Raw genomic sequence first — 13,990 nt, forward strand, 5'->3', positions numbered from 1 at the left:
AGAGGAGGAAAGAACATGTCTAACTTACCAAATTGCCCAAAATGCAATTCACAATACACGTACGAGGATGGGAGCATGCTGGTTTGCCCTGAGTGCGCGCACGAGTGGAATCCTGGAGAGACTAATCAGGAAAATGAGGACGTTAAAATTGATAAAGATTCAAACGGCAATGTGCTCAACGACGGTGATTCAGTAACTGTTATCAAGGACCTTAAGGTTAAAGGAACTTCATCGGTCATTAAAATCGGCACAAAAGTTAAAGGCATCCGATTGGTGGATGGCGACCATGACATTGATTGTAAGATTGATGGTTTTGGCGCGATGAAGCTGAAGTCAGAGTTTGTTAAAAAGATATAATTAAAAAGCCAGACGTTTTGTCTGGCTTTTTTAATTATTACCTGTCTTACAGAAAAGGGACCCTTTAGCTAGCAGTTTAGCCCCTCCGATTAACATTTAACGAATACTTCTACCTCTCCTTAATCCACTGAAAGAACTCCGATCTTATTTTAATCATGTAAAAGTTCAGCCATTTCTTATCTTTATCCATCATGAATCCTTCTGCAGGGAAGACCAGCAATAGATTTCTGGAAATGCTGCTGTTTTCTTTAAAAGGGTATGCATGGAGCAGAATTACATATTTAAGGCTAATAAGTTTTTCCCAGCGATTAAAAAGCGAGATATAAAGGAAATTTTTATGGCTCTTTCCTAAGAGGGGAGGGGAGACTAATGGAAAATCGAGGAAGTTTTTCTGTTCTAAAATCTTTGTTTACAAATTTGTTTACGTGTATACAATTTGTAAACAATCTGTATACAATATTGTTTACAAGTCTACAAACTCGTAAACAATTAGTTACATCAACATGTATACAATTTTGTAATCAATGTGTACAATTAAGTATACAAATCAAGTTTGGTTTACAGCCTGTTTACATGTTTACAAATATATTTCTTTTCATCTGTTTTTCTTGCAGTATCTATTATTTCCCTTTACCTTTAAAATAGGAAGTGAGTATACATAATTACTTATAATAATGAAAAGGAATGATATGAATGACAAAATCCAGAATTGCGGCTGTTGATGTAGGAAACGATTCTATTAAAGCTATTTTCGGAGAATTTGATAATGAATTAAATATCCCCAATATTGTTGCGAGGGACACAGAAGACCGTCCTGTAATCGGAATTGAAGAGCTGGATACGAAGGATCCACTTGATGGAATTCATATTCGTGTCCACTCCCCTGCCCTGAAAGAAAATAATGGGATATACCGGGTGGGCAACTTGGCGACAAAAAGTGACAATGCAACGGAATTGGATCCGGGCAGCAGCAAGTCAGAGGAAGACCAGACATTGATCATGCTGTTTGCTACCCTAGCTTTGGACGCTGTTAAGGAAGAAAACGCAAAAGTTTTCCCTAAAAATAAGAATGTAATTGATGCGAACTATACACTTGGTACAGGTCTGCCGCTTCGTGAAGTAAAAGAAGGTAAGGACGCTGGGTACCGCTCTAAATTAGTAGGCTCAGTTCACCAGGTTGAATTCCTTGTTACTCCAAAGTACCAGGGCATCAAGGTTAATATTAAGTTTGATGAAGTGAAGGTCTATCCTGAAGGCTTCGCGGCTTATATCAATCTAGTTATGGATAACAGCCTCAAGATCATCAACAAAGATCTAATTGATAGAAGGATTTTAATCCAGGATATCGGCGGTTTGTCGACAGATATCGCAGTAATCAAAAACCGCAACGTAGATGACGATAAGGCTCAGGGCTTCAACCTTGGAGTATCAGAAGCATTAGAGCAAATCCGGGAAGAAATCCGCAGCAAGCATGGTGTGGAATTAGACAGCCGCAGAGATGTTGTCGAGATTATCACTCGCAAAAATGACCGCAATCACATTATGGTCAAAGGAAGCCGTACAAGCGTCCATGATATCACTGATCGTATCCTTCTAGAATTAGCGAAAAAACAATATCGCTTGCTTCGTAACGTATGGGCGAAAAATTCACAGACTGAAATCTGCTATTTTGTCGGCGGTGGCGCGACAGTACTGAAAGAATATATCAAAACATTGAACAATAATCTTGACGGCTATAATATTGAATTCTTCGAAGACGAAAAAGAGAGCATCTGGATGATGGCAAATGCTTATTATAAGCTAATCATGGATTATGTGAAAAAATCAGAGAAGAGTAAACCTGCTTCTGAACCTGTCAAAAGCTAAAATAAGGTGATCTTATGAAAAAAACCAGCCCAAACGAGATTAAGAGAGGACAAGCATTATCGTTCCGTGTACCTTCTGATGCACCTGACCATATTTTAAAGCATCTGCAAAAATTGAAAGAAACAGAGAGAAGAAATTTCTCTAGCAAGATTGCTGATTATGTTATGCAGGGTGTTGGGAATTCATATTCAAGAGAACGGGAAACGATTACGATTCCTCTTCCTCGGAATTTGAGTAAATCGCAACGGGATTGGATAAAACATGAGCATTCGGAGGCCTTGCTTGGAAATATCGTGTATCACTTGCTGACCGATCCGGTACGGGCTGCATCGCTGCTGGCCTCATTGAATAGCAAGTCCACGGAAATTGACGAGGCTTTATACCTTCAGGAAGATATTGAATACCCTAGTGTTGCAGCATTAGAGGACCCTGGTGATTCAATAGCAGCCGAAGAGACTGCTCCAACAGTTGAGTTAGATGCAACAGATGATGATCTTGACTCTTTTGTCTGGGAATCTATTAAACATGCGGAAGAAAATGAAGAAATAGAAGAGGACTTAGACGATCTTCTGGGAGATTTTCTCGCAAAAATGAACAAGTAGTCCGGCAATAAATAGATGAACCCCTGGAAATTACAAGTTTCCAGGGGTTTTTTGTTATTCTTTATAAGAATTTTCTAACTCATCAATCAACGAGCCAACATAAGTAACAGCCTTGCGTACTGGTTCTGGCGTCGACATGTCGAGTCCGGCATGCTTCAACAATTCAAGAGGCTTCATGGTACCGCCCGCGCGGAGCACCTCGAGCCAGCGTTCAACGGCTGGTTGGCCTTCTTCTTGGATCATTTGGGCAACAGCAGTTGATGCAGTAAGTCCGGCAGAGTAAGTATACGGGTATAAGCCCATGTAGTAGTGTGGCTGGCGCATCCAGGTCAGGCTGGCTCCTTCATCAATCTCAACCGTATCACCCCAGAAACCTGTTAGAACGTCAGCTTTGATTTCCGTCAGAGTTTTTGCGGTAAGGGCTTTACCAGCCTCAGCATGAGCGTAAACGCGGCGCTGGTATTCTGCTTCAAGCAAATGAGTGACAAAGTTATGGTAATAGGTGCCTAACAGCTGGAGGATGACCCAGCGGCGCATCTGCTGGTCATCTTTATTCTCGTTAAGCAAATGCTGTGCGAGGAGCATTTCGTTCATGGTCGATGGTGCCTCGATGAAATACATCGAAGGGCGTACGTTCATGACCCGTTGACTTTTATTCGACAAGTAAAAATGTCCTGCATGGCCGAATTCATGGGCCAGCGTAAAGCAGCCGCGCATATTGTCTGCCCAGGTTACCAGGATGTAGGGGTGTGAACCATACGGGCTAGAGCAAAATGCTCCGGTTGATTTGCCAACATTATCAGCAAGGTCTACCCATCTTTCTGCAAAGCCCTTTTCTATCATCGAAGTATATTCTGGTCCCATTACCTTTAAGGAATCTGTGATGAGCTTGCTAGCTTCCTCAAAGGTGATTTCAGGGTCGAAGTCTGGATCAAAAGGGGCTTTCAAGTCGCAGAACATCATCTTATCTAAGCCTAATACCTTCTTTTTCAACTGTGCGAATCGGCGCATATGTGGGGCCAGTTCCTTGTAGATGATGTCAATTTGGTTGTTATACATCTCCAACGTAACTTGCTGAGGTTCAAGCAGCATATGTGTGACAGACTGATAGTTCCGAAGCCTTGATAGGGTAACCTGCTTTTTAACCTCAGTGGCATATGTGGCAGCAATTGTGTTTTTATATTGTTTAAGTGTAGAAACGAATGATTCATATGCCTTTCTGCGCACATGAGTATCCGGTGAAAATTCATATCGGCTTTCAAAGAGTGCAAAGCTAACAGGTAGCTCATTTTCTTCCTTGTCTCTGATTGAGGAAAACTGCATGTCTGCCAGCTTAGCCATTCCATAGATATTATAAGGAGCGGTATGGACTTCACCCAAAGCAGCAAGAACTTCTTCTGTTTCAGGCGATAACCTGTGCTTTTTTGTGTCTAAAAGCTCTAAAAGATTCTTCCTGAAAGGCTCCAGTTCGGACTCTTCCTGAAAGAATTTCTCAATCGTTCCATCTTCGAATGCAAGAATTTCAGAAGATATAAAAGATAGAGCAGTGAGCGCTTTCGTGCCAATCGCAGAAATCTTTGCAGAATTAGCCTGATTAATTGAATCGGTACCATCAGCTGATTGCTTTAAGCTTGCGTAAGTACGAGCTTTTACCAGTTTCATCGTCAGCTCTTCCTGGGCAGTAAGGCATTCCAATAAAACCTTAGAACCTGTATGTAATTTGCCTTTATAGCCGGAAAATTTTGTAATGTCTTCTTCAATTTCTTCAAGCGCAGCCTCCCAAGCCTGATCGGAAACAAATAAATCATCAAGATTCCAAGTCAACTCAACAGGCACTTCCGAGCGAACAAGACGTTTTTCTACTGTTTTATTCAACATGATCTCCTCTTTCTTTTAGGTTCAATTCGTAACTTTGTTGCTTTTGCACTAAATGGCTTCTGGATTTTTTACGGTCTCAAATAGCTCTGAATTTCAGGAACAGCTCGAAAAAGAGCTCGAAATCAAGATCAAAGCGGATTGAATGCTTTATTAGCAAAGCAACAATCAAAGCGAAAATAGTTTTCTTTTAATATTACTACGAATTGCGAAATAAATGCAGTTAAAATGTTGAATAATTTAAATATTATAAAAACACTAGCTGTCACAATTAAATATATGGAAAAGCTAAAATCTCTGGTTTATGATAAGGAGGAATATTACGAATTTTACAAAAACAGGTGGGAGCCCATTGATTATTTTAGACTACATTGTTAATCTATCAATTCTTTCTTTAATGGTTAGTACTCCATTAATTATCCGTTCCTTCATAAACCATAAGTCGCTTAAGCAGCTGCGTCTTTGGGCAGGAGTATATGCGGGGATTGTTTCCTCTGTTCTCGTTAGCCTGTCAATCCAGGATCAAGGCTATTCCTATGATATCCGTTACTCTGTTATTCTTTTGGTTTTTGCTTATCTTGGAACAGTGCCAGGCTTAATTACAGGCAGCTTTGCCTTGGTTTCCAGATTACTGGTAAGTGAAAACTGGCCGCCAGCCATAGTTGGCTGGATAGTCATCATGATTGTTTTTCTATTGGTGAACAAACTCACTTTAAACCTTAAACCTGTTAGAAAATGCCTGATTCTAATGGGATCATACATTGTTGCCTATATCATTACTGTACCGATTATTTTTAACGTATTTAGAGAAAGTCCAGTATTTCACTTGCAATATTTACTTTTTGTTGCCATTGGGGTGCTCCTGGGTGGATTAATAATAGAGTCATATGAAAAATTATATAGAATCATTACCGAAAAAAAGAAGATGGAAAAAACACTTGAAGCAAGTGAGGCAAAGTACCGGCTTATCGCAGAAAACACATCCGATCTCATAATGGTAATGGATAAGGCCAACGGTATTAGATATTTCTCGCCTTCTCACGAGATGGCTTTAGGTTTCACAATTGAAGAGCTGGAAAGCGTGGATCTGTGCGAGCTGATTCACCCGAATGATGTAAATACCTTCCGTCTTTCGATTAAAAAAATTATGGAACACAAGGAATCTCTTTCTATGGAATTTAGATTTCTGCACAAAGATGGGAAATGGATTGAATTTGAATCCAAATGTATGCCGGTTACGGGTGGAGAAGGGTTGCTAGAGTACATTGTTATCATTAGCAGAGACATTTCCGAGCGCAAAAAAGCGGAAGAAATTCTGTTGCAATCTGAGAAGCTATCGATAGTAGGCGAATTGGCGGCAGGGGTTGCCCATGAGATTCGAAATCCCCTGACAACGATCAAGGGCTTTGTACAGCTTTATAAAAAAGAAAATAGTTCGATTGAATTTAATGATTTGCTTTTAAGCGAGCTGGACCGGATTGAAACCATTACAAGTGAAATGCTTTCACTCGGAAAGCCTCAGGCAATTCAACTTAACCATACAAATTTACGGGAATTGATAGAAAATACGGTAGAGCTGTTATCTCCACAGGCAAATATGAAAGATATTCAATTTATCCGGAGTTATGATGACGCTAATTTCTTTATAACCTGTGAGAAAAACCAAATAAAGCAAGTTTTCCTAAATCTTATGAAGAACGCGATGGAGGCAATGCCAAAGGGTGGAGACATTAAAATAAGCATTCGTAATGGCATGGCAGGTGATTGTATCATTGCTATCCAGGATCAGGGCTGTGGAATACCGGAAGAATTGATTCCTCGTTTGGGTGAACCTTTTTACACGCTGAAAGAAAAGGGAACAGGGCTTGGATTAATGATTTGCCATAAAATTATTAAACAGCACCAGGGGACCATAACTTACCACAGCAAGCTGAATGAGGGCACATTGATTGAAATAAACTTGCCATTGGCAACTGAGAAAATTTTATAAGTCATGGTTGTAAAAAAAAAGGAGGCTGACTCAAAAGGTTGAACAAATTCGACCTAAGAGTCGCCTCTTTTATTGTTTAACCATTTTATTGTTTTAACGCGCTTATTTTGCGAAAAAAGTGAATTTAGAAACCTGAGTTGATTGGAGTGGAAGGCGCGAAGACTCCTCCGAAAATGCTAACGCATTTCCATCGTGCGTGGGCAGGTTCGGGGAAGCTCAATCAATGTCCTGCGGGCTCAAGCTGGACAGGTGAGACCCCGCAGACGCCAACGGCGGCGAGGAGGCTCAGCGCCAGCCCCGCGGAAAGCGAAGCGCCTGGAATGGAAATCAACGGACTTTTTTATAGCTGGACAAAAATAAAGAGGGCGCCCAAAAGTTTATACACTTTTGGGACACCCCTCCTTCTTTATGAAGTAAACGAATGGGAATTTTTCGTGCGTGCCTGATAGATTTGATAAAGAATCAATGCTATCACTGATAATAAAATTCCTGAAATATAAGGCATGCCTATGGCGATTGAGAATAGCCACCCGCCTAATGGAGGGCCGATGATCCTGCCAAGCGAATCAAAGGAAGAAAGTAAGCCTGTCGTGCTGCCATGACCGGCAGTTGACTTCTTCGTTAACAATGATGATACGCTAGGACGGATAAGTCCATTCCCTACCCCGAAAACCGTCAGGAAGAGGGCAGCTGTTCCAAAGCCTTTTATCAGAAGAATCAGGGCAAAGCCAATTGCCGAAATAACGATTCCCAGCTGGATAACAGTTCCCTCTCCGAGTTTCTTCGTCATCCTGCCGACCAAACCTCCCTGGACTATTGCTCCGGCAAGTCCCATGATCATGAAAATATAGCCTAATTCAACCGCCCCCAGATCTGCTTTTTCAGCGGCAAAGTATGCGAAGGTAGCTTCAAGGCCTGATAATGACAAGGATACGAACAATTGCAAAACAAACAATACAGATACAGGGCCATTAAAGGCTTTCAGCAAAGAAGTCTTTTCCTTTGCATGGCTGTTGCGCTGTTCCACCGTCAGAGATTCCTTTAATACAAATGTAACAAGTAAAAAGGTTAACAGGGAAGTAGCACCTGCGAGATAAAATGGAGTGTTCAGACTTGATTGGGAAAAAACACCGCCAATCGCCGGACCGAAAATGAAGCCGAGTCCGACTGATGCACCGATAATGCCCATGCCTTTTCCGCGGTCTTCTTCTGATGTAATGTCCGCGACATATGCCATGACAGTTGGCATATTAGCCGAAGACAGCAGCCCGCCGATGATTCTTGCGGCAAAAAGCATCCAAAGCTCAGTAGATATAGCCATCAAGAAAAAGGAAAGGGATAGTCCTAATATGCCAATCATAATGACAGGCTTACGGCCAATCCTGTCAGAGACACGGCCCCACATTGGTGCGAACAACAGCTGCATCAACGAATATACCGCCATCAATAATCCTAACTGCGTTGGGGTCGCGCCAATTTCTTCTGCATAAAAAGGAATGACCGGAATGATGATCCCAAAACCGACCATTACCAGAAACATGACTAAAAATAATATAGGCAGAGCCTTTTTTGTATTCATTAATAAGTTCACTCCATTACTTCAGCTGAGTAGTTGGCTTTTTTCACAAACAGTACGAATCTAATTAGAATAAGGAAAAATAGTCCAACACGATAAAAACGACCTGTGTGAAAAACAGCAATAATAAAAATTATATCAGAAACCCCTACGGTATACCTAAAGGAGAATTGAAAAAATTCAAGGAATAGCAGATCGTATTTTTCATGAATGTTTTTTACCTAAAAGGTTAGCCTTTATTTAATTTGGATATAGTATTCAAAAGTTAAAAATACGGGGAGGAGTTTTTATGAGCTCAAAAACGAAAAAGAATTTCCTGAGCACGGGAAGTTTTGTTCTTGGATTGGGGTTTATGGGAGCCATGGATGGGATTATTTTTCATCAGCTGCTGCAATGGCACAGCGTCATCATGCAGACTGACCGGCCGGGACAAATTGTGAGCGATGGAGTCTTTCATTTTGGGGTAACCATCGCCCTGATCATTGGAGGAGTTTTATTATGGCTTGCGGGGAGGCCAACAGATATAAGCAGAGGGTTAAGACGGCTTATTGGCGGCTTTTTAACTGGAGCAGGAATTTTTAATTTACTAGAGGGGATAGTCAATCACCACCTTTTGCAAATACACCGTGTAAAACCAGGTGATCCTAACGCATTGATGTACGACCTTGCGTTCCTTGCCATCGGTTTGCTGCTGGTAATCATAGGTGAGGCAGTCAGGAAAAAACGACCTGAACCGGAAAATACGGCAGAAATATAATGAGCAATATCAGGAGAGGAACATTATGTACAGATTAATAAGCTTTATTGTGATTTTCTCATTAGTTTCGATAATGTTATATTTCCATAATCAAAATAGTCATTATCAAGCAATGAACCACAGAGAAGGACATGGACATGAAGCAGTAGCAATACCAGCAGGAGAAAAAGTTCCATCTATTGCGGGAACTGTGAAAAAAGACCCTTCCGGTTCATGGCTGCTGCACATAAAGACGGACAATTTTTCTTTTGCTCCTGAAAAGGCTGGTTTAAATGAGATCAGCTACATTGAGGGCCATGCACACATTTATATTAATGGGGAAAAAGTGAATCGGCTGTATGGAAACTATTTCAATTTAGGCGAGTTAGAGAAGGGGTCATACGAGGTTAAGGTTACCCTTAATGCAAATAATCATGGTATTTTTACCGTTGACGGGCAGGAAATTGCCTATAAAGAAACACTGAAAGTAAAATAAGCTAACAGAAAGGATGCTGTGGAGCATCCTTTTTCGTATTGGCTGTATGCACGATTTTTTTGAAGGCTGTTTTCGTTTTGCTGCTTTTCGGTCCGATTTTTCATTTCATATGTCTCTTGAATTCGGTCACATTTCGAGGATATATCTGAAAAAGGAGTGCATTAAAAGTTGTGAAAATTTCCGTTGTGATGGCAGCCGAGTTTTCGTAAAGAGCCTTGATGAATGGTAATTCTCAGTTTTTATTTTTAGGCTGTGTTAAAGATCATTGTTGATTTTAAGCTCTGTTGATTGCAGTGGAGGGCGCGAAGACTCCTGTGGGCTCCCCGGGCCGCCCGCGGAAAGCGAAGCGCCTGTAACGGAAATCAACAGCCAAGTTTAACACAGCCTATTTTTAATAAGGTCAGTCATATACCTTAATCGTAAAATCAATCATATTAGATGCGATGTAATAAGCAGCTAATGACAGCAACGCTTTGTCCCAGCCAAAAATAAAACCTGCTGAGGAAAATACAAAAATATTAATGAACATAATGACCTTTCCTACTGAAAATGAAGTTCTGCGGGTTAATAAAATCCCCAATATTTCAGTTCCATCGAGTGAGCCGCCATACCGAATGACCAGCCCAACGCCAATTCCTAAACAGAATCCGCCAAAGACGGAAGCCAGCAGCGGATTTTCAGTCGGGACAGGGACATTGTATAGAAGCAGTGTACCCAGGGAGAGTACAGTGATCCCTAAAAGAGTGGTAACTACAAATCTTTTGCCGATTTTTAAGTAGCCAAGATAGAGGAATGGAAGATTCAGTAGCAATAAATATAATTCCAGTTTCAAGCCTGTTAAGTAGGACATGATGATGGAGATGCCTACAATACCGCCATCAATGATATGATTGGGAACTAAGAACATTTCCAGACTGAATGAAACAAAAAGAGCTCCGGCAATCACAAAGAAAGCCTTTACTAGCAGTTTAAAGGCCGATGATCTTTTTCTAGAACGGTATTCATCCTTTGAAGGAATGAACTTAACCATTATGAAGGCAGGCAGCAGAAATCCAATCGTCTGTTCGATAAAGGCGACCACTCTTGACCAGCCAATGGGAATGATGTTGCCATAACCCTCGAAAAGCAGGGCGGCAGCACTTAAATGGAGCGCATTTCCCAGTTTTTCAGATAGCAGTATCTGTTTTTCCTTCAGGATGAAGGGGTCTAGTAATGGTCCTAATCTGAACATATCCAGAAAGAAATAGACCAGACTGAATGCCACAAATACATTTAAGTAGAGAAATAGAAGATTCGCTAACCCATAGAGCTTTTTATTTTGCACAGCAGTAGACATATCATCGCTTCCTTTTCTCATCGGACAAGTGTTTAATTTTATGAGATGTTTTTAATGATTAATACAGGTTAATTTTATTTTCCTTATATGATCAGGACACTCGCCATTGAAGTCTGTCTCCTTACTTATGTAGAATGGATACAAGTAAATATGAAAAAGGTGTTAATATGAAAAAATTCATCATAATAGGGGCAGGCATTTTAGGTGCTTCTACTGCATATCACTTAGCTAAATCAGGAGCTAGCGTTACCATAATAGACCGCGAGGAGCCAGGTCAGGCGACTAATGCTGCCGCTGGAATCATTTGTCCATGGCTGAGCCAGCGGAGGAACAAAGCATGGTATAGGCTGGCTAAAAATGGCGCAGCGTATTATACATCTCTTATAAAAGAGCTTGAAGAAGATGGAGAAACTGAAACGGGTTATCGGCAGGTAGGTGCTGTCAGTCTCCATACTGATACGGAAAAGCTTGTGAAAATGGAAGAGAGAGCGATTTTAAGGAGGGAGGATGCTCCTGAGATTGGCGAGATCACGCAGCTCACTCAGGCAGAGACTGGAGAATTATTTCCGCCATTATCCCATGAATATGCTTCGGTCCATATCAGCGGCGCGGCGCGCGTAAATGGCCGAGCGTTGCGGCAGGCTCTTGTGAATGCAACACTAAAACATGGTGCCAGCCTCGTAATCGGAAATGCGCAGCTGGATTATTCCGATGGATTAGTGACTGGTGTAACAGTAGGGGATACAAGATATGCTGCCGACGGCGTGATTGTGGCGGCAGGTGCATGGGCTCCTGAACTATTAGAACCACTTGGATTGAAACTATTGATTTCACCGCAAAAAGCACAAATTGTCCATCTTAAGCTTGAAAACACGGAAACAGGCAAGTGGCCTGTCGTGATGCCGCCAAATAACCAGTACATTTTAGCCTTCGAGGGCGGGGAACTGGTAATTGGAGCGACGCATGAAGATGATTTGAAATTTGACCGAAGGGTGACGCTCGGAGGTCTGCATGAAATTATCGATAAAGGCTTGACGGTTGCACCTGGATTGGCTGAAGGAACATATGTAGAGACAAAGGTCGGATTCCGTCCCGTCGCCCCAAATTTCCTGCCGATCATTGGGAATGTTCCACGTTTCGATAATCTGTTTTTAGCAAACGGACTCGGATCCTCAGGGTTGACTGTTGGACCATACCTTGGCTGCCAGCTCGCAAAACTGGCTGCAAATGAAACTCTCGATATCAACCTTGAAGATTATGATATTGCCGGGGCGATTAGCGATGATATTTCCTAGGCAATGAAAGGATGAAACAGGTCGTACCATACAAGGGTATGACCTTTTTTCTTATGAGAAAGTATAAATTTCGCTTCGGAAAATGTCCGGCTTCAGCGCTTGTCGGGGCTGACCAAGGCGCTTGCGCTTTTCTTCTAAAAGAGGTTCTTCAGGGAGTGAAATTTTTTCGTAACCTTTGCCGCTAAAAAAAAATATTCGCAGAAGGACAAATAAATCTACTAATAGCGGGTATAACACTAAGGAAATATCTCAAATTAATTTATTCAGTTGCTTAATATAATGCAGGGAGGAACGATCATGCAATGGAAAGGCAGAAGAGCAAGCGGTAATGTAGAAGATAGAAGAGGGATGGGCGGCGGCGGTATGCTTATGGGCGGCGGACTGGGCGGAATCATCCTCTTGGTGGTCATGACATTCCTCGGCGGCGGCGATATGGGCGATGTTGTAACGAACATAACAAATGGAGGGAACCAGTCCCCTGCGCCATATCAGGAAACTGCGGAGGAAGAGGAACTTGCCCAATTTGTTTCGGTTGTCCTCGCTGATACTGAAGAGGTTTGGTCGAAAGAATTTAAAAAAGAAGGAATGGTTTATAAAGAACCAACACTTGTATTATATTCAGGCAGTGTACAGTCCGCTTGCGGTGTCGCTGGCTCCCAGGTAGGTCCATTTTATTGTCCTGGTGACCAAAAGCTCTATATTGATTTGAGCTTCTATGATGAACTTCAAAGAAAGTTCCAGGCGCCAGGCGATTTTGCGATGGCTTATGTTATTGCTCATGAGGTAGGTCACCATGTCCAGACTTTACTGGGGACATCAGATAAACTCAATGCAAAGCGACAGCAGCTTGACCAAACAGAATTTAATAAGTATCAAGTACGATTTGAACTGCAGGCAGATTATTTAGCGGGCGTATGGGCCCACCATGCCCAGGGAATGGGTGTAGTTGAAGAAGGCGACCTTGAAGAAGCCATGAATGCAGCAAGTGCTGTCGGTGATGATACGATCCAGAAGCGTTCACAAGGCTATGTTGTACCGGAGAGCTTTACACATGGTACATCTGAACAGAGAAAAAGCTGGTTCTATAAAGGCTATAAAGCAGGCAACCTGAAAGAGGGAGATACGTTTAACACAAGAGAATTTTGAGTACAGTTAGGCATGGAAACTTTTTTATGGACCAAGCCATTTTGTGAACAGGTACCGAATTGCACCCGTCAAGCTGTTCTCGGATGAAGAAGAGCGCCTTAATGCACTAAAACTCGTAAAAAACCAAATGCCGAATTTTACATTTGGTTGTGAAAGAAATGTTTCCGAAAAGAGCCTTGTTAAAGAAAGGAGCAGATTCCACCATGGAAACGCAGGTAAAATCTTTTTTTATCAACGACTCAGGAGATATTCCCAATAACCCGGATTTGCCGGTAATTGTTTATCAAGGTGTATTTAATGACAATCTCAATATAGAATCACAATTCCAGCTGCATAATTGGACAGGCACCTGGACAGGTGATGTGTACGATTATCACCATTACCACACCAATACACATGAGGTGCTTGGCGTAAAGTCAGGCAAGGCAACAGTGCTAATCGGCGGTGATGCTGGAGAGAAGCTTGTACTCAAAGCAGGTGACGTAATCGTCCTGCCAGCAGGGACTGGCCATAAAAAAATTGACAGCAGTGAGGATTTTGAAGTAGTTGGTGCTTATCCAAATGGAAGCAAACCAGACTTAAAGGAAAAAGACCCGGGAGAACGTACACAGGCATTATCAAAAATCAAGAATGTGCCCTTGCCCGAAACTGACCCAGTATTCGGGGAAAGCGGACCGCTGCTCGAAAAGTGGGTAAAATAAAAAGTTGAATAATA

General features: G+C 41.8%; 12 protein-coding genes. 9 read left to right on the plus strand and 3 right to left on the minus strand.

Annotated elements, in window-relative coordinates; translation table 11 throughout:
* The first annotated feature begins 15 nt into the window (after positions 1-15).
* The 3 genes from M3204_RS08665 to M3204_RS08675 all read left to right on the plus strand — a co-directional run bounded on the left by M3204_RS08665 (position 16) and on the right by M3204_RS08675 (position 2,825).
* The gene (locus tag M3204_RS08665; protein WP_251480822.1) at positions 16-357 is read left to right on the plus strand and encodes a zinc ribbon domain-containing protein YjdM; all 342 of its coding nucleotides are present in this window, start codon (positions 16-18) and stop codon (positions 355-357) included.
* 693 nt (positions 358-1,050) lie between these two features.
* Entirely contained in the window at positions 1,051-2,223 is a 1,173-nt protein-coding gene (locus M3204_RS08670; protein WP_251480823.1) for a ParM/StbA family protein, read from the plus strand.
* A 14-nt stretch (positions 2,224-2,237) separates the two neighbouring features.
* Positions 2,238-2,825 (plus strand): hypothetical protein, encoded by a 588-nt coding sequence (locus tag M3204_RS08675; protein WP_251480824.1) that lies wholly within the window; start codon positions 2,238-2,240, stop codon positions 2,823-2,825.
* Positions 2,826-2,879: 54 nt separating this feature from the next.
* Here M3204_RS08675 and pepF read toward each other — a convergent pair whose 3' ends face one another.
* Positions 2,880-4,703 (minus strand): oligoendopeptidase F, encoded by a 1,824-nt coding sequence (gene pepF / locus M3204_RS08680; protein WP_435367722.1) that lies wholly within the window; start codon positions 4,701-4,703, stop codon positions 2,880-2,882.
* A gap of 349 nt (positions 4,704-5,052) precedes the next feature.
* On the opposite strand from pepF, the gene M3204_RS08685 reads away from it, so the two are divergent.
* Positions 5,053-6,690 carry an ATP-binding protein gene (locus M3204_RS08685; protein ID WP_251480825.1) on the plus strand — a complete coding sequence of 546 codons (1,638 nt, stop codon included), beginning with the start codon at positions 5,053-5,055 and terminating at the stop codon, positions 6,688-6,690.
* A 406-nt stretch (positions 6,691-7,096) separates the two neighbouring features.
* Here the strand turns inward: M3204_RS08685 and M3204_RS08690 are convergent, their stop codons facing one another.
* Positions 7,097-8,269: an MFS transporter gene (locus tag M3204_RS08690; RefSeq protein WP_251480826.1), complete on the minus strand. Its 1,173-nt coding sequence runs from the start codon at positions 8,267-8,269 to the stop codon at positions 7,097-7,099.
* A 286-nt stretch (positions 8,270-8,555) separates the two neighbouring features.
* Between M3204_RS08690 and M3204_RS08695 the strand changes: the two genes are divergently transcribed.
* Together M3204_RS08695 and M3204_RS08700 are read left to right on the plus strand one after the other, a co-directional pair.
* Positions 8,556-9,023 carry a DUF2243 domain-containing protein gene (locus M3204_RS08695; RefSeq protein ID WP_251480827.1) on the plus strand — a complete coding sequence of 156 codons (468 nt, stop codon included), beginning with the start codon at positions 8,556-8,558 and terminating at the stop codon, positions 9,021-9,023.
* A gap of 25 nt (positions 9,024-9,048) precedes the next feature.
* Positions 9,049-9,498, plus strand: a complete 450-nt coding sequence (locus tag M3204_RS08700; RefSeq protein ID WP_251480828.1) for a hypothetical protein — start codon at positions 9,049-9,051, stop codon at positions 9,496-9,498.
* A gap of 400 nt (positions 9,499-9,898) precedes the next feature.
* Here the strand turns inward: M3204_RS08700 and M3204_RS08705 are convergent, their stop codons facing one another.
* Complete coding sequence (locus M3204_RS08705) at positions 9,899-10,834, minus strand: YitT family protein (protein ID WP_251480829.1); 936 nt, start codon at positions 10,832-10,834, stop codon at positions 9,899-9,901.
* Between the two features lie 167 nt (positions 10,835-11,001).
* Between M3204_RS08705 and M3204_RS08710 the strand changes: the two genes are divergently transcribed.
* The 3 genes from M3204_RS08710 to M3204_RS08720 all read left to right on the plus strand — a co-directional run bounded on the left by M3204_RS08710 (position 11,002) and on the right by M3204_RS08720 (position 13,976).
* Complete coding sequence (locus tag M3204_RS08710) at positions 11,002-12,129, plus strand: NAD(P)/FAD-dependent oxidoreductase (protein WP_251480830.1); 1,128 nt, start codon at positions 11,002-11,004, stop codon at positions 12,127-12,129.
* Positions 12,130-12,426: 297 nt separating this feature from the next.
* Positions 12,427-13,275 carry a KPN_02809 family neutral zinc metallopeptidase gene (gene ypfJ, locus M3204_RS08715; RefSeq protein WP_251480831.1) on the plus strand — a complete coding sequence of 283 codons (849 nt, stop codon included), beginning with the start codon at positions 12,427-12,429 and terminating at the stop codon, positions 13,273-13,275.
* Positions 13,276-13,478: 203 nt separating this feature from the next.
* The gene (locus M3204_RS08720) at positions 13,479-13,976 is read left to right on the plus strand and encodes a cupin domain-containing protein (RefSeq protein ID WP_251480832.1); all 498 of its coding nucleotides are present in this window, start codon (positions 13,479-13,481) and stop codon (positions 13,974-13,976) included.
* Positions 13,977-13,990: the final 14 nt, after the last annotated feature.

The organism is Mesobacillus subterraneus (genome assembly GCF_023715485.1).
Taxonomy (GTDB): domain Bacteria; phylum Bacillota; class Bacilli; order Bacillales; family Cytobacillaceae; genus Mesobacillus; species Mesobacillus subterraneus_B.